Consider the following 22,770-nt stretch of genomic DNA (forward strand, 5'->3'; position numbering starts at 1 on the left):
ATGTTATGAAACAGATTCTTTTTTGTAAAAAAGTCTATTCAAGGTGGCTCATCCTATTAATTGATCAGTTAATAGTGACTTTTGCTCTTGTTATGTCCCTAATGATTATCAATAATGCTAAATATGATTGGTTGTTTAACAGTGATCTGTTGCTATATCTATTTGCATACAATCTGGTTACCGTGGCGGTATTCATTGCAATGCGCATTCATACAGGAATAATCAGGTATTCGAATATCGAGGATGTTTTCAGGGTGTTTAAAGCTGTGCTGCTTGCTGATGCTTTATTCGGTATGGTTACGTTTTTTGGTGCCAGTTCTTATTTGGGACTTGGTTGGCGTTGGTTCGCTGCTATGCTGGTTATTAACTTTTTTATTTCTGCAACTATACTAATTGTTCTGAGGATTGGAGTGAAATTATTGTTTCATCAATTAGAGGAACTTCAAAATAGCAAGAAGGAAGTGTTGTTGATATATGGTGCAGATGCAGCGTCTTTGCTTATAAAGCAGGGATTGGATTCATCTCCCGAGAGAAACTTCAATATTCTAGGCTTTATCGATGATAACCGTGATCGGATTAATAAGCATATCGAACAGAAAAAGGTATACCATTCATCATCAATTCCGTTGCTCAAGTCAAAGTGTGCCGTTGAAAAAATGATTGTAATGGAAGATTGTACAGATATTGAGGGTAGAAAAAAAGCAATAGAGAAATGTTTGGAATGTGGAATCCGTGTAATTTCTGTTCCAGCTTCTAATCATTGGCTAAAAGGTAAATTGAGATTGAGCCAGCTTCCGGATCTTAAAATAGAAGATCTGCTACAGCGAGATCCTATATTGCTTGATTCAGAAAATATTCTCAATGAACTCAGAGGCAAAAGAATATTGGTGACGGGAGCTGCTGGTTCTATAGGTTCTGAGATTGTAAGGCAAGTGCTAAAATGTAACCCTGAGTTAGTCGTTTTATGTGACCAGGCAGAAAGCCCATTACATGAAATGCAATTAGAAGTCGAAGATCATTTTGCTGCTGTTCAATGTAAAGTATTCATGGCTAATATTAGAAATTATGATCGTTTAAAGAGCCTTTTTGAAACCTATAGACCTCAGGTTGTTTTTCATGCTGCGGCGCTCAAGCATGTACCCATGATGGAAAATAATCCTTCTGAGGCAATTTTTACAAATGTGCTTGGGACAAAGCATCTTGCAGATCTTTCTATTGATTTTGGTGTGGAAAAATTTGTGATGATATCAACAGATAAGGCTGTGAGGCCTACCAATGTCATGGGGGCTTCTAAAAGAATTGCAGAAATGTATATTCAGGCACTGCACAATTATCAGACAGATCTTGTAAATCATACAAGGTTCATTACAACTCGATTCGGTAATGTCCTAGGTTCCAATGGTTCGGTTGTACCCAGATTTAAATCTCAAATAGAAAGTGGTGGCCCGGTAACGGTAACACATCCTGAGATCACCCGATACTTTATGACGATACCCGAGTCTGTACAGTTGGTACTGGAAGCGTCTACTATGGGTAAGGGTGGAGAAATATTTATTTTCGATATGGGAGAGCCTGTAAAGATAGTCGATCTTGCCTTAAACATGATCAAGTTGGCTGGTTTTACGCCTCACACGGATATCAAGATTGCATTTACAGGTTTAAGACCAGGAGAAAAACTTTATGAAGAGTTATTAAACCAAACAGAACTTGTGGTACCAACTTATAATGAGAAAATTAAAATATCTAAGGTCATATACTATCCCTATGTATATGTACATCGGTTGATAGAAGAATTGTTGGCCATCAATTGCGTAAGCGACGAAAGGGCCATAGTTAAGAAAATGAAGGAGATTATTCCAGATTATGTAAGCAATAATTCTCATTATAATGAATTAGATGTCGTATGTTGACACTCTGGGTTAATTGGCTTAAGTTTTACATAAATTTTATTGCAATTGTATGTTGTACTTTAATCCGTACTTGATTTTTAATATTTTTAGTTATATTGTTGAAATGTAAATCTCAAATATTGCATGGATAGTATAACTTTTTGAAAATGGCATCCAGATTTAATATGTTTTCAAGTGTACTAGAAACCGATAAGGTTAACTTGCTGTCTTATTGGGATAAGGATTTAATTTGCAGATTTGCAAATAAAGAATTCTTCAAACTAATCGATAAGCCTTCTGAAGAACTAATAGGGAAAACAGACCTAAAAACGCTGTTAGGCATAGCCTATGACCTGCATTATCCATATATAAAAAGTGTTTTAAATGGTCATTCACAAAACTATGAATCAGAAATTTACCTGCAATCTGGCGAGCGTTATAGCATTATTGCCACCTATTATCCAGATATAGAAGATGGTGAAGTAGTTGGTTTTTTTGCCCATATCACAAATTTTAAGCAATTCACATCACAGAATCAGGATACAGAGTTGAGAATTCCATATTTGAATGGTGAATCCAAGAATGTTCAGAATATGATCATTCAGAATAATAAAATTTATGAGGTCGCAGGATATCTGAAATCTCAAATTTTATCGGATTTCCCATCTATTGAACAGTTAGCTGATTTGCACTTCATATCCGTGTCAAAATTGATGCGTGATTTTAAACATACTTTTCATACAAGTCCTTATTTATATTATCGCAAACTACAAATGGAATTTGCTGAGCAATACATCGAGAAAACTGGATGTAGCAAGAAACAGATTTCTATGATGCTTGGATTTTCTAACCCGGCTAATTTTGGTGCTTGCTTTAAACGGTATATTAATGACCGTACTGTCGAGAAATTTGATTCTGATTTTGCAAAGGATATTAATGAAAAGAACAAAATTCTGATTACTCAATTTCCATTGGCTGTCGCAATGCTGGACAAGCAAATGAATTATTTAGTTTTCTCAAAGCAATGGGCTTTCGATTTTAGATTTACAAATGTTGAATTAATTGGACACAGTATTTTTGATTTCTTTCCGGGTACTACGGAAGATTTGGAAAAGGTTAGGGGCAAATATCTCAGTGGAGGTATTGCCCATTGTGGCGGTGAATACTATATTCATGGCGTTGCGGACAATCGGGTGCTTAAGTGTATTATCAAACAATGGTATACTGAGGCGGGAGATTTGGGCGGACTAATTGTTTATTCTATTTAAACTTCTGAGCACGTACAGCAAATTTTTGAGCATCAGTAGGTTTGATTGTTTTCTTTTAATAATTAGTTTTACTAAAGGTTCCGCATCTACCTAATGTGTTAGCTCTTTCCTGATTGTAATTAATATCTAAAAGAACGTCCCTAGCGTTTAACATTTTTTTTATCAATAGTGTATTAATTTTTAGTTGCAAAAACTATGGAAGTAATCAATGCTGGAGAGATAGTTGAACATGCGGTTCGTCGTCAAAACATTAACATCAGCGAATTATCAAGGCGGATGAAGGTAAACAGAAGGACATTGTATAATTGGTTTCAACAAAAAAAATTGCACCTCGATGTAATTTGTGCCATCGGTCAGGTAATTAACTACGATTTTTCAAAAGAATTTGAAGAAGAGTTTTATAATTCAGGAATTAAGCTTGCAGACAACGATTTAAGTGCGCGAGGAGGTCACCAGCACATCTCGCAGGAATCGATATATTATTGGATGGAAAAATACATTACTTTATTGGAAGACTATAAACGTCTTTTGCAGAATACTAAGGGCGAAGATTTTGGTCGTATGAGACCTAACGAACAAGAATGGTAATAAATGATCTCGAAAAAAAAAGAGGCCTGACAGTTAAGCGTCAGGCCTCTTTTTTTTATTTAAAATTGGCTTTCTTAATATCCAAAAATGTTTTCTAAGGTTAATTTCGTAACGGTTCCGAATTTTTGCATGTCTTCAAGCTTTACATTTTTCTCTGAAGCTACTATGCAGTAATTATATGGCTTATTTGCAACATTACTTAAATGAAACGCCTTAATGTCTGAGAAAGTCAGCGGTTTTAATCCATTATATTCCTTAATTCTGGAGTCTTGATCCAACCCTAATTTCTTGTCTGAAAAATAACTCTGGATGATATCATCCTTAGTGATTCGACTGGTTTCGATGGCATTTAATGCATTGTATTTTGATGCGTCAAATGATTTATCTGCTTCAGGCAGGTCGTTTAGCAATTCATTCATTCCTTTGACCGCATCATTCATTTTGTCTGCCTGACTGCCTACATAAGCAATCATCGCATAATCTTTAGTTTTGCTGTCAGGTGAAGAATAAACTGCAAAAGTCGAATAGGCAAGAGCTTTAGATTCACGGATAGTCTGAAAGACAATAGAACCCATTCCTCCGCCAAAATAACTATTAAACAAGGTGATTTTTGATGCGAGATCAGGATTGTAGATGCCACCATTTCTTACCCAGCGTATTTCCGATTGAACCATATCGTAGTCCGCAAAATATACATTATTCGTTGTGGTATTGGTGTAACTGAATTTTTTTGTTGGAGAGGCCATTTTAAACTCTTTTGGCAATGTATGCAATTTGCTTATGCTTGCACTAAGTTCGGTCAGTGTTTTAGGCCCGTAATAAGTAACCGTATGCTTATAGGTGTTAACATGGTGCAGAATATCTAATAATTGCTCCGAGGTAATATTCTTAATCTCCTCATTACTTAAAGTAAAGTTTACGGGGTTATCTGATCCATATTGAGCATAAGCCATCAGCCCGCCAAGGATGGCATTTTTATTTAATTTATTGTTCTCTCTTGATTTAAGAATCCGACTTTTAAGTTCTTCAAGTGCCTTCTCGTTGGGTTTGCAATTGGCGAAAATATGTTCTACTAAGGATACGGCTTTTTCAAAATTTTCCTGCAGCCCACTGATGTTAATTGTAGTAGTCTCATTGCCTACATTGAAGCTATAATTGCAGGCAATATTGTAAAACTCTTTGCTAATTTCTTCAGCAGTATATTTATCTGTGCCTAAAAATGCAAGGTATTGTGCTGCATATGGCTGTAACTTGTAATTCCATGAACCCATATCAAAACGGTAAGACAGGCGGAAGATACTATTTTCTGTGTTTTGTACAGTGATCACATCAGCTATTCCTGATTTGCCAAAATTGAGGTCTCTTTTATAGTCCAGAAATTTAGGAGCAATAGGCTTGCTAGGTGCAGATAGAAGAGCTTTAGTGAAATCGGATGTTAAAGATGCATTTGTATTTATTGGGGTGATAGTCGGTTTTTCGACCTTAATAATGCTCTTGTCTTCCCCCTTGTGTTTATAGGCGATTACATAATTATCAATAAAAAACTCTTTGGCAAAACTCACGATCTGTTGTTTAGTGATTTTTGCCATCTCATCGGGACCACTTAATGATTTATCCCATTTTGCGCCGCGATTCAATATAAATTCGGTTGTAATACTCTCTACGCGATAGCCATTGTTATCGAAAGCTTGCAGTAGTCCTAATTTACTATTGGCAACTGTTGCCTTAATCAGGCTTTCATCAAATTCCCCCTTTTTTAGAATCTCTAACTGATTCAGTAGCAATTCCTGTGCTTCCTGTAATGACTGCCCCTGTTTTGGCTGTGCAGTCACTTCAAAAACCCCATAGTCTTTCATTTGCTGATAGCCTGCGCTGGCACGCAATACCTTTTGCTGCTTGTTTAAATTAATGTCAAATAAACCCGCTTTTCCATTATTTAAGATACTTGATATGAGGTCGAGCAACATGCTTTGCCTGCTGTTTTCTGCATATCCTCTGTAGGCTATATTTACACTCTCTGCACTAGGACCATAAATGTCTACCTTTTGAATTTGCGTCAAAGGTTTTTCAGGAACAGGATTGTACAATTCTACAGGTTTAGGTTGCATATATGAGAATGATGCATCTACCTTTTTAATCATTTCATCAGGATTTAAGTCTCCTGCCATAGCAATGATCATGTTATTGGGAACATAATACTTATTGTAATATTTTCTTATCTCAACCAAAGACGGGTTCTTCAGATGTTCAATAGTTCCTATTGTGGTCTGTTGGCCATAGTTATGTGTTGGAAATAAAAGTGCAGAAGATTTTTCATTGACCTTCCAGGAATCCTCATCTAAGCCACGATTTTTTTCTTCGTAAACTGCTTCCAGCTCTGTATGGAAAATTCGAAATATAGGATTTCTAAAGCGTTCAGCTTGTAAGGCAAGGAATTTATCCGTAGCATTTGATGGGAAATCCTCATTGTAAACTGTTTCTTCATACCATGTATGGGCATTGGTGGATTGTCCTCCAATAGCTTTCATCATTTTATCATATTCATTCGCTATTGAATAATTAGAGGCCAAACCCGATGTCTTGTCTATTTCAGCATATATTTCCTTTCTTTTGGTTGGGTCTGTTGTTTTATTGTATTGTTCATACAGCGCATCTATTTTGTCAAGCAATGGTTTTTCTTTGGCAAAATCCATGGTACCAAATTTGTCAGTCCCTTTAAACAATAGATGTTCAAGATAATGAGCCAATCCGGTAGCTGTTCGAGGATCAGTATTGCTTCCAGCTCTAACGGCTAATCGGAATTCAATAATTGGTTCTTTCACATTTTGCGAAAGAACTACTGTTAAACCATTTTTCAAAGTATAAAACCTTGATTTCGTTGGGTCATTGGTCACATATTTGTAGGAGTAACCAGCTGACGTGGCCGTTTTCCACTGATATGTGTTTTGAGCCATCAAGCCTGATCCTGCAATTAGAAAACAGGCCAGTAGTAAAAGTTTGTTTTTCATTATAAGTTTTTTATGTTTATTAAGCTGTGATATAGATATATGACAGTTTAAACTTCAATAAGTTACTGCCAAATATAGTCGGAAAGGAGAAAATTCTAACTGAATTCTTGTATTTTTACAGATATGAAAACTATTATGGTTTTTTAATTACACAGTACGCATTTTCTTGATTTTTTTGAATAAAAAATGCACGAGGCGTAGCACGTATTGGAGTCATGGTAGTTGCTTCACTAAAGAAATATAAGATGAAAAAACAAGGTTCAAAACCAAATATCCTAGTTGTAAACGATGATGGTATTACAGCCCCCGGAATTAAAAACCTGATTGATGTAATGAAAGAATTGGGCAATGTTGTTGTTGTTGCGCCAGATGGGCCACAATCGGGTATGGGGCACGCCATCACTATTGGAAAGCCTTTGCGTTTTGATCGCGTAGATTTATACCCTGATGTGGAAATGTATAAATGTTCCGGTACTCCGGTCGACTGTGTAAAACTGGCTGTAAATAAAATATTTAAAGGTAAAAAGCCTGATTTATGCGTTTCAGGCATTAATCATGGGTTAAATAACTCCATTAACGTTATTTATTCTGGAACAATGTCCGCGGCTGTAGAAGGGGCCATTGAAGGAATTCCTTCTATTGGGTTTTCACTGGATGATTTCTCTCAACAGGCGGACTTTAGTCATTGTAAAAAATTCATTAAATCTATTGCTTTACAGGTTCTGGAACATGGACTGCCACAGGCAACTTTACTTAATGTTAATTTCCCTAATGGAAGTGGATTAAAAGGAATAAAAATATGTCGGCAGGCCAATGCAAAATGGGCAGAGGAATTTGACGAGCGTAAAGATCCATATGAACGACCTTATTATTGGCTTACCGGTGTTTTTCAAAACTACGATAAGGGTGAGGATACGGACGTATGGGCATTGGAAAATGGCTTCGTATCTGTCGTTCCAGTGCAGTTTGATTTAACGGCACATCATGCAATTCCAGTTTTAAATACCTGGACATTTGATGTTGAGGGAATGGAACAGAAGTCTGAATCCAAAATCAACAGACATATAACTCCCGGTGGTTCTTCCTTGGGATAATAAACAATAAGTTTGCTTTATGAAGAATTCTGTTTGGATTGGTTTGGGAATTGGGATTCTAATTCCAGGAGTGTTATTAGCAGTTGTTTGGTATTTTATGCATAAGTATGCTTTTTTGGCTAAAGCTGACCTGTTATTAATTGGCTGTATCGCGGTAAATGCCTTTTTTATGCATTACTTTTTTAAACAGGATAAAGATCAGCTGGGTCGCGGTATCATCAGTGCCACTTTTCTATGGGCTTTCATTTTCTTTTTTTATAAAATCAACCAATTATGAGGTACTATCTTGTTGCGGGAGAGGCGTCTGGAGATTTACATGGCGCAAATCTGATGAAAGCATTAAAAAAGAAAGATCTTAGTGCTGATTTTCAGTTTTACGGTGGCGATAAAATGCTTGCTGAAGGCGGTGTCCTGAAAAAACATTATGCGGAAATGGCATTTATGGGTTTTACAGAGGTAATACTTAATCTGTCCACTATCTTGAAGAATCTGAAGGCCTGTAAGGCTGACATAGTTGCTTATCGGCCCGACGTATTGATCCTCATCGATTTTCCAGGATTCAATCTTAAGATTGCGGATTTTGCTAAGGAGCATGGTATAAAAGTTTGTTATTATATTTCGCCAAAGGTCTGGGCCTGGAACCAGAAGCGGGTTTTGAAGATTAAAAAAATTGTAGATCGCTTATTTTGCATTTTACCATTTGAGGTCGACTTCTATAAGGAGTGGGGGATGGATGTTGACTACGTTGGAAATCCTTTATTGGATGAGATTGCATTATTTGAACCTGATCCTTTATTCAAAGAGAAATACAATTTGCAGCATAAAGAAGTAGTTGCTTTGCTTCCCGGTAGCCGTAAACAGGAGATTGAACGCTTGTTACCAGATATGCTCAGCATAAGAAATGCATTTCCGGATTATCATTTTGTGGTGGCTGCGGCGCCGAGTTTCGATGAAAGTTACTATCAGCAATTTATAAAATCAAGTGATGTTACTTTGGTTTTCGGCCAAACTTACAATCTGTTAAACATCGCAAAGGTCGCAGTTGTTGCCTCGGGAACTGCAACTCTCGAAACGGCCCTATTTCATATTCCACAGGTTGTTGTATATCGTGGTGGAAAGATTTCAGTAGCAATAGCCAGAATGCTGGTTAAAATCAGGTTTATTTCACTGGTAAATCTGATCATGGATCGTGAGGTAGTGAAAGAACTAATTCAAGAGGACTGCAATACCAAAAATATTACCTTATACTTAAAGGAGATCGGTGATGGTGAGGGCAGAGCTAAAATGCTAGCCGATTACCAGATCTTATCAGAAAAGATGGGTACTGCAGGTGCTTCCGAACGAACAGCCGACTTAATAATATCCTACCTTAAAGGGGATTCTAACTGAACACTACACTACTATAAAGAAAGATTGTCCAATGTTGGTGGAAAAAGGTGATTGTTAAAAATACAGTCACCTTTCTGTTTTATAAGTTATTTTAATTTCATATTATTGGGATACTAAAACGTTTTATAATAAACATAGTCCTTATTTTTAGGTAAATAAGGAAGAACCCACAAACTAATGAAACCGAGATTAATCTTAATTTTGCTGTCTTTTTTGATGAGTACAGCACTTGCGCAGGAAAAAGACCTCGTCGAGTATGTAAATACTTTACAGGGAACTAATTCTAAACATGAACTTACAAGAGGCAATACTTATCCTACCACCGCTTTACCTTTTGGAATGCATACCTGGACACCACAAACTGGTAGAAATGGGGATGGCTGGAAATACCAGTATTTCAAAAAAACAATCAGAGGGTTTCAACAGGCGCATCAATGCAGTTCGTGGACAAATGATTATTGCGTTTTTTCATTGATGCCCGGAACGATAAAATTGACAGTCAACGAAAATGATAGAGAAGTTGGTTTTGACCACAATAATGAGATCGCGAAGCCTCATTATTATAAAGTGAAGCTCGATAATAATGTGATCACAGAAATTTCACCTTCAGAACGAGGAGCACACTTACGTTTTACCTTCCCTAAAGGCCAACGTAGTTTTCTTGTGTTGGATGGATACACGGGCATGAGTGGAGTATCAATAAATCTTAAGGAAAGAAAAGTCACCGGTTATGTACATAACGGAAGAGGACTTACTGATAATTTAAAAAGCTATTTTGAAATCGTATTTGATAAACCATTCATCGCTTACGGTACGTGGGATAATACCAATAATAGTATTTTAAGTAACGAGTTGAATGCTGAGGGCAAAGGTAAAGGAGCATACCTTGAATTCAACAAGGGAGAAATTGTTCAGGTAAAAACAGCATCGTCATACATTAGTCAGGAACAAGCAGCATTGAATCTCAAAATTGAACTTGGTAATCACAAAACTTTGGAGCAATCGAAGTCAGCAGCAGCCAAAATATGGAATGCACATCTGGGTAAAATGCTTGTAGAGGGAGGAACTGAAGCCGATAAAGCAACTTTTTATTCATGTTATTTCCGCGCAAGCTTATTCTCCCGACAATTTTTTGAATACAACAAAGAAGGAAAGCCTTACTATTTCAGTCCTTATGATGGGAAGGTTCATCAGGGCTTTATGTTTACTGATACAGGCTTCTGGGATACCTTTCGTGCGCAGTTCCCTCTGAATACCATTATGCAGCCTACAATGCATGGCCGTTACATGCAAGCTCTATTGGCAGCCTATGAACAATGCGGCTGGCTGCCTTCCTGGTCTTTTCCTGGTGAAGGTGGAAGTATGATTGGTAATCACGCCATTTCCTTGTTCGCAGATGCCTGGGTTAAGGGCATCAGAACCTTTGATCCACAAGAGGCATTAAAAGCATATCTGCATGAAGCAACAAATAAAGGACCATGGGGACCCGCAAATGGAAGGCATGGTTGGAAAGAGTATTATCAGTTGGGATATGTACCTTATCCCGAATATAGGGAGGCGACAGCCAAAACCCTGGAATATGCCTATGATGATTTTTGTGGATATAACCTGGCTAAAATGACCAATAACGGTTTCTATGAAGATGTTTTTGGTAAGCAAATGTACAATTACAAAAATGTGTACGATAGCTCAAGTCGTTTTATGCGGGGGAGGCAGAAAGATGGTAGTTGGGTTCCAAATTTTGACCCTATAGAATGGGGCGGGCCTTTTACAGAGGGAAATGCCTGGCACTATCAATGGTCCGTATTCCAAGATCCCAAGGGTCTGATAGAATTGATGCAGGGAGAGCAAAACTTTACTGCTAAACTGGATTCTGTATTTTCCGTTCCCAACAAAGTGAAAGTTGGTACATATGGAGGACTTATACATGAAATGACAGAAATGGTGGTGGCAAATATGGGACAGTATGCACATGGGAATCAACCCATTCAACATATGATTTACTTATATAATTATGCAGGTCAGCCCTGGAAATCTCAATATCGTGCCAGAGAGGTAATGTATAAACTGTACGATGCTACAGAGAACGGTTATCCAGGCGATGAAGATCAGGGACAAACTTCATCTTGGTACGTGTTGAGCGCATTGGGGTTTTATAGTGTTTGTCCGGGAACTGACCAATATGTGATCGGCAGTCCAATGTTTAACAAGATTACCATTTCGCTGGAAAACAACAAAAAGTTTATCATAGAGGCACCCAACAATAGCAGAGAAAACTACTACATTAGTACAGCAACCTTAAATGGTAAGCTGTATACAAAGAATTTTATCACTCATAGCGATATCGTTAATGGTGGTGTTTTAAAATTTGAAATGAGCAATAAACCTAATTTACAAAGAGGTACTGGTATTGAAGACAGACCTTTTTCTTTAACCAAATAGCATTATGAAGAGACGAATCTTTTTACAAAACACAGGACTTTTAGCTGCAGGATTGATGGCTAATAAACTATCTTTTGCCGCCGCAGCACCCGATTTTCCTGTGGTGAGGGTACCAGCCTCAAAAAGACATTTTCAAAGCAAAGCTGTAGAAAGTGCCATTGCCGAATTCCAGAAAAATGTTAAAAATAAGGAACTTGGATGGTTGTTTGAAAATTGTTTTCCGAACACGCTCGATACCACTGTAACCTATACAGAAAAAAATGGTAAACCCGATACATATGTAATCACAGGTGATATAGACGCAATGTGGCTGCGCGACAGTACAGCACAGGTAACCCCATATCTACCTCTCGTAAAAGGCGATAAGCAGCTACATGATCTGATTGCAGGTGTAATCAATCATCAGGTAAAGTGTATACACAAAGATCCCTATGCTAATGCATTTTATGGTGATGAAACAAAAGAAGGCGAGTGGAAAACAGACATTACAGATATGAAGCCTGGTATACATGAACGTAAATGGGAGATAGATTCATTATGTTATCCTATTCGTTTAAGTTATCAATACTGGAAAATTACTGGTGATAAAACACCTTTCGATGCACAATGGAGAGATGCAATAGCATTAATTGTAAAAACATTTAAAGAACAGCAAAGGAAAAATGGCCCGGGGCCTTATCATTTTCAGCGTAAGACCTCATGGGCGACAGACGGTGTTCCTTTAAGCGGTTACGGGTATCCTGTAAAACCTGTTGGCTTGATCTGTTCTTCCTTCCGTCCAAGTGATGATGCAACAATATATAACTTTCTTGTGCCATCAAACTTTTTTGCAGTAGTCAGTCTGAAACAGGCTGCAGAAATACTTCAGGCTGTTCATAAAGATGCAGCATTAGTAGCAGAATGCCGTGCCTTGGCCGTAGAGGTAGAAAATGCTTTGCAAAAATATGCGATTGTAACCCATCCTCAGTTTGGAAAAGTATATGCATTTGAAGTTAATGGATACGGAAGTTTCAACATTATGGATGATGCCAATGTACCAAGTTTATTGGCTTTACCTTATTTGGGCGCAGTAAAACCAAACGACCCGGTATACATAAATACCCGTAAGCTGATCCTTTCTTTAGAAAATCCTTTCTTCTTTGAAGGCAAAGCAGGAAGAGGAATTGGGAGTCCACATACAGGCATTGACAGAATATGGCCGATTGCTGTGGTGATGCGTGGACTCACCAGCAGTAGTGATGCAGAAATCAAACAATGTTTGCAAACCTTGCAGGGTTGTCATGCCGGTACTGGATTTATGCATGAGTCATTTCATAAAGACAGTCCGAAAGATTTTACCAGATCCTGGTTCGCATGGGCGAATACAATTTTTGGAGAATTTTTATGGAAAGTCTATAAAGAAAGACCGCATTTATTAGTCTGAACCGATTATTTAGATAATACTTGTTTTATATACCTCCTTTGTAACTGAAGTTCAGTTGTAAAGGAGGTATTTTATGAGCTAAAAATTATACTACATTGTGAAATCTATATGAAATAAACGTTACATTCGTATAAGGGAATACTTAAGATGTCAGATTATAATACATTTTCAGACTGGGAACTTACTTCTTTATTGAAGGTGGGGGATAGAATGGCCTATACTGAAATCTACAAAAGGTATACGGGTGTATTGTACAGACATGCTTTTTCGAAGTTGCATGATAGAGAAGAAGCTAAGGATGCAGTTCAGGAACTTTTTGCTGTATTGTGGTCTAAACGGGCCGATATTTTTATCAGCACTACACTTTCAGGTTATTTATATTCTGCAATCCGGAATCGTGTATTGAATGCAATATCTCATAAAAAAGTTGCTTCAGATTATGTTGTATCCCTTCAGGAATTTGCTGGAAAAGAAGAGTCAATTACAGACCACCTTGTTCGCGAACGCGAACTCGCAAATTTGATTGAAAAGGAAATTTCAAATTTACCTGACAAAATGCGTGAGGTTTTTGAATTGAGCCGTAAGGCAAATCTGTCCCACAGAGAAATTGCTCAGAAGCTTGATCTTTCAGAAAAAACGGTCAAAAATCAGGTTAATAATGCTTTAAAAATTTTAAGAGTAAAATTAGGGTCCTTGTTTTTTCTCATTTTTCTGTTCTACAATTAATTATTCTTAATTTTTTTTAAAATATTTTCAATTTCATCTGGGCCCAGGGACTGCTTCACCTGTCTAGTATATAATTAGCGGGATCAAGAAACATGCAATCGGTAGAAGTGAAACATTTATTAAAGAAATACGAATCAGGGGAATGCACTGAGGCAGAAAAAGCTTTGGTAGAAAGCTGGTATTTAAAATACAGGGCTACGACAGTCAAAACGCTTTCTGAGGCTGAAGCTGAAGCGGATATATTGGAAATATGGAGTGCCCTTGAAAAGTCGGCTGGTGGATCTAAAAGAATTATCTTGTGGTCAAAGTTAGCAGTGGCTGCTTTAATTGTATTCACCCTTTCGGCGATGTTATATTTTACTTTTAATAGCGGAAAACATCAGAAGCCTAAAGATAATCTTAATAATATCTCTAAAGCTAAACAGATCATTCCGGGTACAGACAAGGCCATATTGATACTAGCTGATGGAACAAAGATTAGTCTTGATGATAAAGAGAATGGACAGATTGCTAATCAGTCCGGTATCAAAATTGTTAAAGCGGCAGATGGTCATTTACATTACACCGTTATAGAAACTGCTAAAACAAAAAAAACAGGAATATCATACAACACAATAGAAACACCTAAAGGCGGGAAATATCAAATTACATTACCGGACGGCAGTGAGGTTTGGCTTGATGCAGCATCTTCACTAAAGTATCCAACTAAATTTATAGCTAAAGAGCGTAAGGTAGAGCTGTCAGGACAAGCTTATTTTGAAATTGCAAAAGACAAAAGCAAACCATTTAGAGTAATTACCGATAAGCAACAAATCGAGGTCTTTGGAACCCATTTTAATGTAAATGCTTATAGTGATGAAAAAGAGGTGCTGACTACGCTTTTAGAAGGTAGTGTGAAGGTGGGATTGCTAAATAACGACAAGGGCAACTTTATCAAGCCAGGTGAGCAAGCGGTACTAAAAGGAAATAATTTTGAAGTCAAAGCTGTAGATGTTGAGACTGTCGTGGCCTGGAAGAATGGAGACTTTATATTTGAAGACGAAGATGCAGGCATTTTATTGAAAAAACTTGCGAGATGGTATGATGTGGAATTTGTCTGCGATGAAAAACTTCGCGACATTAAATTGGGCGGAAAAATATCCAGATCCAAGAACCTTTATGAAGTATTAAGGGTATTACAACTAACAAGAAAAATAAACTTTGAAGTTCAGGGAAGGAGGATTATAGCTATGCCATAACATTTACTTAGCATAATCTTACTAAAAAAACCGGCAGCGTTTGCTGCGCCACCGGTTCTGAAGTGTGGATTATTGGTTTTAATATATTGCAGTAAACAAAACTATCAACCAAACATGAATATGAAACGGCGTGGAATCTGTTTTCATTTTCATTGACCCAAACTTTTCAAATGTATGAAAATATACGATTTTAATTCGTGTAGGGCCTCCTATATGAAGAAGAAAATTTTACTGACCATGAAACTTTCAGCAGTATTAATTATGTTGACCATCTTACAAGTAAGTGCGTCAACCTCAGCACAAAACAAGGTCACCTTGTCTGAAAAGAATATTTCTCTGGAGAGAGTATTAAAATCAATCACAAGGCAAACAGGTTACGACCTTATATTTAATTCTACCGATATCAAAAAAGCAAAGCCTGTTAACATAAATGTTACAGATGCTACACTGGAACAAACACTAAAATTGTGCTTTGCAAACCAACCTTTTGAGTATTCACTGGATACCAAGACCATCATTGTACAAGAAAAGAGAAAACTTATTCTTAGCAGCTTTAAAACAACGGCTGAGTTTGCCGCAGTTGTCATTACCGGAAAGGTAGTTGATGAGACTGGACAGCCTTTACCCGGGGCATCCGTAAGGGAAGTTGGCGTTTCGGGCAACGTAGTCCAGACACAAGCTAACGGTGATTTTTCAATCACTGTGGCCAGCACAGAATCATCTATACTTATTTCTTATATAGGTTATGATGCACAGACGATTAAAGTTGGCACTCAGAAAAATTTTAGTGTTAAATTGCAGCCTACTCAGAATAACCTGAAAGAAGCTGTGATCATTGGTTACCAAACACAGTCAGTTCGTAAAACTACCAGTGCTGTACAGGTAATCAGCGGAAAGCAAATTGAAAACTTACCAGCGCCAAGTTTTGAGTCTCTATTACAAGGAAGGGTTGCAGGTGTAAATATTCAAAGCTTTACTGGAGAGCCAGGAGCAAGGAATACTTTTACAGTGAGGGGTAATACAACTATTTCTACAGACATTAACAGTGAGATCGATCTGGCCAATACCATGAGTTCTCCACTATATATTATAGACGGTATACCGTTGTCAATTGCGGATCTTGCAGGTTCCAATGCCACAGGAAGTAATGCGATTGCAGGTATCAATGTAAACGATATTGAAAGCATTGTGATTCAAAAAGATGCTGCAGCTACTGCAGTTTGGGGATCACGTGGTGCAAATGGTGTTATCGTTATCAAAACAAAAAAAGGGTTAGATGGCAAACCAGTTGTACGTTTGTCGTATTATACAGGTTTAACTCAGCGCCCTGAATTACAGCGTACAGTTGCCGGAGCAGAAGAGCGTCGTCAAAAAATGGGCTTGCTACAAGAATACGGTACTTTTAACCAATTGGCAAACATTCCTCAAATCCTGACAGACAGTTTAAATCCAAGTTATAATAATGCTACCGATTGGCAGGATCTGTTTTATAAATCCGGACAAGTAAGTAACTATGATGTGAATATCTCAGCGGGTACAGACATTATGAATTACAGACTATCTTTAAACTATTATGATGAAGATGGTATTGTAAGAAATACTGGTTTTAGCCGTTATTCTTTACGTGGTAATTTTGACTTTAAATTATCATCAATTGCTAAAACAAACTTAATTGTTTCTGCCGCCAGGATGAATAGGAAAAGAGGTTTGGGAAGAGGGATTAATCAGATTGTGCCAATCAGTGCAAGCTCTATGCCTGCTTCGTTTATAAAGCTGTCCGATGCGGATTATGATTTTTATTATGGTCAGTATGATAAGTTAAGAGATGATAACCAGACCGATCAGATCAGCTTATATTCACAAACAGATATCGATATCCTTAAAGGGTTTAAATATTCACTTCAGGCATCAGCTAGTGCAATATTAGATAACCGCGACCGTTTCCAACCCAGAGAATTAGATGCTAATGGGGTGTCATTTGCAGAAAGTGATCACAACATTAACAACTCCTATTATCTCGCGAATATATTGACCTATAATAAATCATTTGCTGATGGCAAACATAATTTTGCATTAGTAGGTATCCAATCGTATGACTACAATAACGTAAAACGTACGTATGCCTACGGTACAAATATTCCAACAGATGATATTCATGTAGTTCAAGGTGTTTCTCAACAAGATATCTTCGGATCTTCCGATCTTAGAAAATCAGCGATGCTTTCATTCACAGGCCAGTTTTCTTATGACTATCTTGGACGTTACCTTTTCAATGCCTCCTATCGTACAGATGCATCGTCTAGGTTCGGTAAGGACACTAAGTGGGGATCATTTCCAGCCGTATCATTAGGATGGATTGCTTCAGATGAATCTTTCTTAAAAGATGTGAAATGGCTTTCCAATTTGAAAATCAGGGGAAGTTTCGGTTTATCTGGTACGCAACCAAGCGATTTTTATGCGCCATTTAATGTGTGGGATACTCCTCGGACAACTTACGATGGAGAACCAGTTGCCATGCCGTCCTTTACAAAACCACTTACTTTACCAACCTTAACATGGAACAAATCCAGCCAAACTAATATTGGTGCTGATATTGCTTTATTTGGTAACCGTTTGAATATCACAGCCGATGTTTATCGTAAAGAAACCAAGAATCCGATATTCCAGTTTGATTTTCCATTCTTTACAGGGTACACAAAGTTGTCATATAACGTACCTATGAAGATTTTGAATGAGGGTATGGATCTTTCTATTCAAACAAGAAACTTAGGAAATGAGAGTCCTTTGAAATGGACGACTAACTTGAATATCAGTTACAATAAAAATAGGATTGCTGCCTTGCCTTATGGCAATCGTAGTTTCTCGATGAGTTCAAGGGACTATAACCAGAACCTATTGTTTACAGTAGGCGGACCAATCTACGGTTGGTCGCAGATGCTGTACCAAGGTGTTTATAATAGAGCAGGACAAATACCTGTAAATCCTATTACGGGTAAAGCATTGACTTATTTTAAAGGAAATAATCAGGTTTTTGCTGGTTATCCTAATTGGAAAGATGTGAATGGTGATTTTGATGTGTGGAGTGATGAAGATAAAGGAGCTCAGGATGGTGATTTAGTGCCTACAGGGGATCCAAATCCGCGTTTTACAGGTGGTTTATACAATGAGTTTACCTGGAAAAGATTCTCATTAGGTATTTTAGGTACGTTTACTTTCAAACGTGATATCATTAATACGTTCATGGCTAATCAATATGCAGGCGTATTTAATTTTGGAGGTATTGAAAATTTCGCTAACAGCAGATTGCCTGATTTAAGCCAGGTAAATTACTGGACACCAACAAAAGCTATGGATCCAAACTATAGTGCGGATTTCCCGTCGTTAAGTCCTTATTCAGCTAATTTTTATCAATTTTTACCTTTCAGCACCATGTGGAATGAAAAGGGAGATTACTTCAAGATCAAAACCATTACAATTGGTTACCAGCTTGAGCCAAGATGGGTAAATAAGTTTGGTGTTAAAGGGGTTAGAGTTTACGGAATTATGGACAATATAGCCACATTCCAGTCGTCAAGTGTACCTGATGCGGAGTTGGTTTCTCCTCAGGGTGAGTATTCCGGCGGATCATATCCATTGCCTAAGAAAGTAACATTAGGATTAGAAGTAACGTTTTAGGTTGAATCTTTTAATTAGAGAAAGTGATGAAAAAAATTATAAAACAAACATGGATACTTGGGTTAGTAGCTTTTGTACTAACCAGTATTTTACCCTCATGTAAAAAACAAATAAACATGGCACCCGAAAATGCCACCTATGATGAGGTATTCTGGGTCGACGGAAGGAACGTAAATAAAGCACTTACTGGAGCCTATTCTATGTTGCGTGATGCATTTAGAGTAGACAGAAGTTACTTTATATTTGGTGATCTTGCGGCTAATAATTTCCAACCAGGCAGTGACTACTGGAACTATATGGATATGTTACAGGCTAGGAATTTCAACTTTAATTATGTACCCTATCTAGAGGGTTCATTAAAAAACTGGAGTCGATTTTATGCCATTGTTAATCAATGCCATCTTATCATTGAAAATGCGCCAAACATTCCAGATTCAAAATATACTGGAGGAGCTGCTCAGAAGAAACGTCTGTTAGGTGAAGCTAAATTCCTGAGAGCTTATGTGTATTTTTACATGCAAAGGGTATGGGGAGATGTAATTTTAACGAAAGAGACTGTTAAAGATCCGACAAATGTTGCTCCTCTACCAAGAAGTCCGGAAAGTGAAACTATGAACTACTGTCTGGCTGATTTACAGTCTGCTTCAGCACTGCTAGACAATGATGCAAATAAAACTCATGCAAATAAAGTTTCAGCTTTAGCACTTCTTGCACAGGTTTATGCTTGGAAAAAAGACTATGTTAATTCTGAAAAGTATTGTGATAGCGTTATTAATAATAGCCCGGTTTCTTTAGAAGATCTTGCAGATTACAGAAATATATGGGAAGGAAATTCTAAGGAAAGTATACTCGAACTCAGTATGAAATTTGATGCTGTGAGCAATGAGGCTACCAGTGGTTTTTTCAATGCTTTTCTTAATAATGATTATATTACTAATAGGAATTTTCCAGCTTCCGGTTGGGCTTTAAGTCAAACTTCACTCGGAATTTTTGGATTACTAGGTACAAATATCCCTCCTGATGCAAGAAGAGATATGGTGATCGAACCAGCAGGGAACGGTCTTTATATGCTTTCTAAGTATACAGGTGTAGATTATTATGATCCTAATAATAAAAATACATATGTTGTTAGTAATAATTTAGTGTTGATACGCTTAGCTGATACTTATTTGCTTAGAGCTGAGGCGCGTGTTAAAAACGGTAATCAAACTGGAGCATTGCAGGATCTCAATGTTATCACGGCTCGCGCAGGATCAACTGAAGTTAAAGGATTGATTAGCCTTAATGCAATTGCAGATGAAAGACTCCGTGAATTTATAGGTGAAGGTAGTAATCAGTTTGATTTCATCAGGATGGAACAGCTTCCGAGATATTTTCCAATATATACACCTGAACGAATCGCTAAGAAAGGTTACTTCTGGCCGTTAGATATGAGAACCTTGCTTAAACAAGATGAGTTGCTTACTCAGAATGAGTGGTGGAATAATAATTAATTGGTTGAGAACATTAAATTGAATACAATGAAAAAAATATATAACATGTTATTTGTTCTTGTCATCGCAGGACTGTTTTTCTCAGCCTGTAAAAAGAACGATTACTTTGTAGGAGGAACAATTCACAATACAAAAGTGAACATGTCAACCTACGATTTTCTTAAGAGTAACAATAGGGGGCTTTTTGATACCCTAATATTACTGGTAGATAAAGCTGGGATTAAAGATCAAATCAACAAACAAAGCATGACATTCTTTGCGCCAACTGATTATTCTATCAGAGCATATTGCGACTATAGGAGCTTATTAGTTCAAAGAGTGGATCCGAATAAAAGATGGACAGTAGATTCAATCATTAAGTATGAACTGCCACGTTTTGCAGATTCACTTAACGTATATATGTTGCCATCTGTTGTTAGCTTTGATCAATCGACTGAAAATGGGAAAATTTACAGTACTCAAAAAACCAATGCGAAAGCAGTGGTATCTTATGAACCAACTGATGATCCTAAATTAGGTTATAATTCAAACAGTTCAATTTTTCCTCGTATCATGTATTATACCTATCTGTATAAACCTTTAGCTGAACCATTCGTGGCTTCAGAAATTCCTGCGACGGATGGTGCACGTACTTTGGTGCAAACGTCGGGAGTGGAATCGACGACTGGAATAGTTCATGTACTGAGCAATAACCATAGGTTGTTTTTTGCAAGATAACGGAGTATTTAATATTTGTTTACGTATAAAAAGTATTAGAAATGAAAAAATTAATTATAAAAGCATTTGCTCTGGTGATTCTTGTATCTGCAATTACCATAGCATGTAAAAAGGTGCCAGATGGCTTTTTGAGTCCAAATATCCGTTATGAGGAAATTCCAATTCTGGTTCCTCAAGGAATTGTAAAAGTCAGCACTGCACTAACTCTAGATGGATCGGCTATGCCTATAAAAGTAAAGCTACTTCACGTATATGACCGCGCTACCGGCAAAGTTGTTGATGATATCTTTAGTAAGAAGTATACCATTAAGGTTTGGACGGGATTATACGATCCAAAGGTTGATAACACATTAGAAAAAATCAATGCCAAACGCAAAGATTCGTTAGTACTGCCAATTTCTATCAACGAATTCAGTGGTCAGCTGGAAGCTAACTTCGCTACTTTAAATATTCCTTTGGGAGAATATGAATTTGATCTGGAAGTATCTAATTCAGCAGGGAGTAAAGTTTATCCAAAAATTGGTAGATTTAATTTAAATCCGGCAGCGCCGTTTGAAATACCAGGTACTGGAAGACAACAAGCTTTTAAAGTTGGTGCTGAAACCACTATTAAAGAGTTGGTTCCTACGGTAATTAGTGTAAAAAAACTCAGTGATACTCCGGATAAAATTGTTGTTCGAGTTCTTGATAAAAATGGTGTTGCGTTTAATGCAGCTAATGGAGAATTAGCACGCAGGCCAAATGCAGGTAATGCTCCGGGTTTCTTACAAACTCTGGATATTTACAGTTTAAGCGCAGCTAATTTTGCAGACAGAATGGAATTCGTTTATGGTACTGTTCCTTTCCCATTGGCTTCATTGGGTAATGGTTTCAATTACTACTACCGTATCCCAACACAGTTTGTTCACTTTGATGACCCTACTTTACCGGATGGGCAGTACACTTGTAATATCAGGTTCCCGTTCAGGATTTTTGTACCAGGAACTTATGAAGTTACAGTAACTGTTCCAGGAGTAACACGTCGCTAATACAACACAACAAATAAATCAATAAAGAGAGAAGGCTACCGATTGGTAGCCTTTTTTTATTTTCTCATTAGCTCTTTAAGTCTTGTTAACCTATATTCATTTTTGTTGAGGGAGTCGCCAATGTCACCTAAAAGATCTCTCAGTTGCATTTCATTTGAAATTTCTACCAGCGATTTAAAGATGTCCAGTATTTTCCCCTTTTCATTTTTGAACAAATTAAGCACACCTTTCGTAAATGCAAGTCGGTTATTGTTCTTAAGTGTGTTGTGTAATACTGTGTCAAATTTTAACGAGATGTTTCCAGATGTGATGATGTAAACAATATCTGAAATACCTATTGGCATTGAGCTTAAAACATAAGCTTCGTAAGTCACTTTATTCCTGGAAGAGTTGGCAAAAAAATCTTCTAAGTCACTATATTCCTTTAACACTGCTGTCGCCCTTGTCAATTCACCAAGAAGTGAATTGTAATACTCTTCATAATCCATAATTTATTTTTGCTGTAAGCTGTTAAAGATAGTCTATTTATTGTTCTAAATTTTTGATACTTTTTCTACTTCTCAGATTAACATTAACTGGATGAAGATTATTAGATAAAAAGTATATTTCAACGAAAGTGGGGAAGAACCACTTTCGTTGAAATATACACGCACAATGCTGTCAACGGATTTCGATCTATAATATTATCTTTAAAAGTTTGTTTTATTTAACTGAAATTTTTGATGTCCCTTTTAAAAGAAATTTTAAGTGTTTTAGTTTTATTGGGCTCGGTTCAGGGATTTATAGTATCCG

Annotated in this window: 16 protein-coding genes; 14 read left to right on the forward strand and 2 right to left on the reverse strand. The window is 37.1% G+C overall.

All coding sequences use genetic code 11. The features are described 5' to 3' along the window. Positions 1 to 5 precede the first annotated feature (5 nt). The 3 genes from R2Q78_RS11105 (at position 6) to R2Q78_RS11115 (ending at position 3,745) form a co-directional block, all read left to right on the forward strand. The gene (locus tag R2Q78_RS11105) at positions 6 to 1,910 is read left to right on the forward strand and encodes a nucleoside-diphosphate sugar epimerase/dehydratase (RefSeq protein WP_316791812.1); all 1,905 of its coding nucleotides are present in this window, start codon (positions 6 to 8) and stop codon (positions 1,908 to 1,910) included. Positions 1,911 to 2,056: 146 nt separating this feature from the next. Then, entirely contained in the window at positions 2,057 to 3,157 is a 1,101-nt protein-coding gene (locus tag R2Q78_RS11110) for a PAS domain-containing protein (protein ID WP_316791813.1), read from the forward strand. Positions 3,158 to 3,352: 195 nt separating this feature from the next. Next, positions 3,353 to 3,745: a hypothetical protein gene (locus R2Q78_RS11115; protein ID WP_316791815.1), complete on the forward strand. Its 393-nt coding sequence runs from the start codon at positions 3,353 to 3,355 to the stop codon at positions 3,743 to 3,745. Between the two features lie 74 nt (positions 3,746 to 3,819). On the opposite strand, the gene R2Q78_RS11120 is transcribed toward R2Q78_RS11115, so the two are convergent. Next, positions 3,820 to 6,753: a M16 family metallopeptidase gene (locus tag R2Q78_RS11120; RefSeq protein WP_316791818.1), complete on the reverse strand. Its 2,934-nt coding sequence runs from the start codon at positions 6,751 to 6,753 to the stop codon at positions 3,820 to 3,822. A gap of 245 nt (positions 6,754 to 6,998) precedes the next feature. Between R2Q78_RS11120 and surE the strand changes: the two genes are divergently transcribed. The 11 genes from surE (at position 6,999) to R2Q78_RS11175 (ending at position 21,978) form a co-directional block, all read left to right on the forward strand. Further along, positions 6,999 to 7,847 carry a 5'/3'-nucleotidase SurE gene (gene surE / locus R2Q78_RS11125; RefSeq protein WP_316791820.1) on the forward strand — a complete coding sequence of 283 codons (849 nt, stop codon included), beginning with the start codon at positions 6,999 to 7,001 and terminating at the stop codon, positions 7,845 to 7,847. 19 nt (positions 7,848 to 7,866) lie between these two features. After that, entirely contained in the window at positions 7,867 to 8,124 is a 258-nt protein-coding gene (locus tag R2Q78_RS11130) for a stationary phase survival protein SurE (RefSeq protein WP_316791822.1), read from the forward strand. Then, entirely contained in the window at positions 8,121 to 9,236 is a 1,116-nt protein-coding gene (lpxB, locus tag R2Q78_RS11135; protein WP_316791824.1) for a lipid-A-disaccharide synthase, read from the forward strand. Before R2Q78_RS11130 ends, lpxB begins: the two co-directional genes overlap by 4 nt. A 177-nt stretch (positions 9,237 to 9,413) precedes the next feature. After that, a complete protein-coding gene (locus R2Q78_RS11140) occupies positions 9,414 to 11,678 on the forward strand; it encodes a GH92 family glycosyl hydrolase (protein WP_316791825.1) in 2,265 nt (754 codons plus the stop codon). Positions 11,679 to 11,682: 4 nt separating this feature from the next. Further along, the gene (locus R2Q78_RS11145; RefSeq protein WP_316791826.1) at positions 11,683 to 13,101 is read left to right on the forward strand and encodes a glycoside hydrolase family 125 protein; all 1,419 of its coding nucleotides are present in this window, start codon (positions 11,683 to 11,685) and stop codon (positions 13,099 to 13,101) included. Between the two features lie 147 nt (positions 13,102 to 13,248). Further along, positions 13,249 to 13,827, forward strand: coding sequence for an RNA polymerase sigma-70 factor (locus tag R2Q78_RS11150; protein WP_316791830.1), 579 nt, complete (start codon positions 13,249 to 13,251; stop codon positions 13,825 to 13,827). Between the two features lie 107 nt (positions 13,828 to 13,934). Further along, positions 13,935 to 15,065, forward strand: a complete 1,131-nt coding sequence (locus R2Q78_RS11155) for a FecR family protein (protein ID WP_316791831.1) — start codon at positions 13,935 to 13,937, stop codon at positions 15,063 to 15,065. A 213-nt stretch (positions 15,066 to 15,278) separates the two neighbouring features. Beyond that, a complete protein-coding gene (locus R2Q78_RS11160; protein WP_316791833.1) occupies positions 15,279 to 18,740 on the forward strand; it encodes a SusC/RagA family TonB-linked outer membrane protein in 3,462 nt (1,153 codons plus the stop codon). 26 nt (positions 18,741 to 18,766) lie between these two features. Further along, positions 18,767 to 20,233, forward strand: coding sequence for a RagB/SusD family nutrient uptake outer membrane protein (locus R2Q78_RS11165; protein WP_316791835.1), 1,467 nt, complete (start codon positions 18,767 to 18,769; stop codon positions 20,231 to 20,233). A 27-nt stretch (positions 20,234 to 20,260) separates the two neighbouring features. Further along, positions 20,261 to 20,950 carry a fasciclin domain-containing protein gene (locus tag R2Q78_RS11170; protein ID WP_316791839.1) on the forward strand — a complete coding sequence of 230 codons (690 nt, stop codon included), beginning with the start codon at positions 20,261 to 20,263 and terminating at the stop codon, positions 20,948 to 20,950. A gap of 41 nt (positions 20,951 to 20,991) precedes the next feature. Next, complete coding sequence (locus tag R2Q78_RS11175; RefSeq protein WP_316791841.1) at positions 20,992 to 21,978, forward strand: DUF5007 domain-containing protein; 987 nt, start codon at positions 20,992 to 20,994, stop codon at positions 21,976 to 21,978. A gap of 56 nt (positions 21,979 to 22,034) precedes the next feature. Here R2Q78_RS11175 and R2Q78_RS11180 read toward each other — a convergent pair whose 3' ends face one another. Further along, positions 22,035 to 22,466 (reverse strand): hypothetical protein, encoded by a 432-nt coding sequence (locus R2Q78_RS11180; protein ID WP_316791843.1) that lies wholly within the window; start codon positions 22,464 to 22,466, stop codon positions 22,035 to 22,037. Between the last annotated feature and the right edge of the window lie 304 nt (positions 22,467 to 22,770).

Origin of the sequence: Pedobacter frigoris (assembly GCF_032678645.1) — a bacterium.
Classification (GTDB): Bacteria; Bacteroidota; Bacteroidia; order Sphingobacteriales; family Sphingobacteriaceae; genus Pedobacter; species Pedobacter frigoris_A.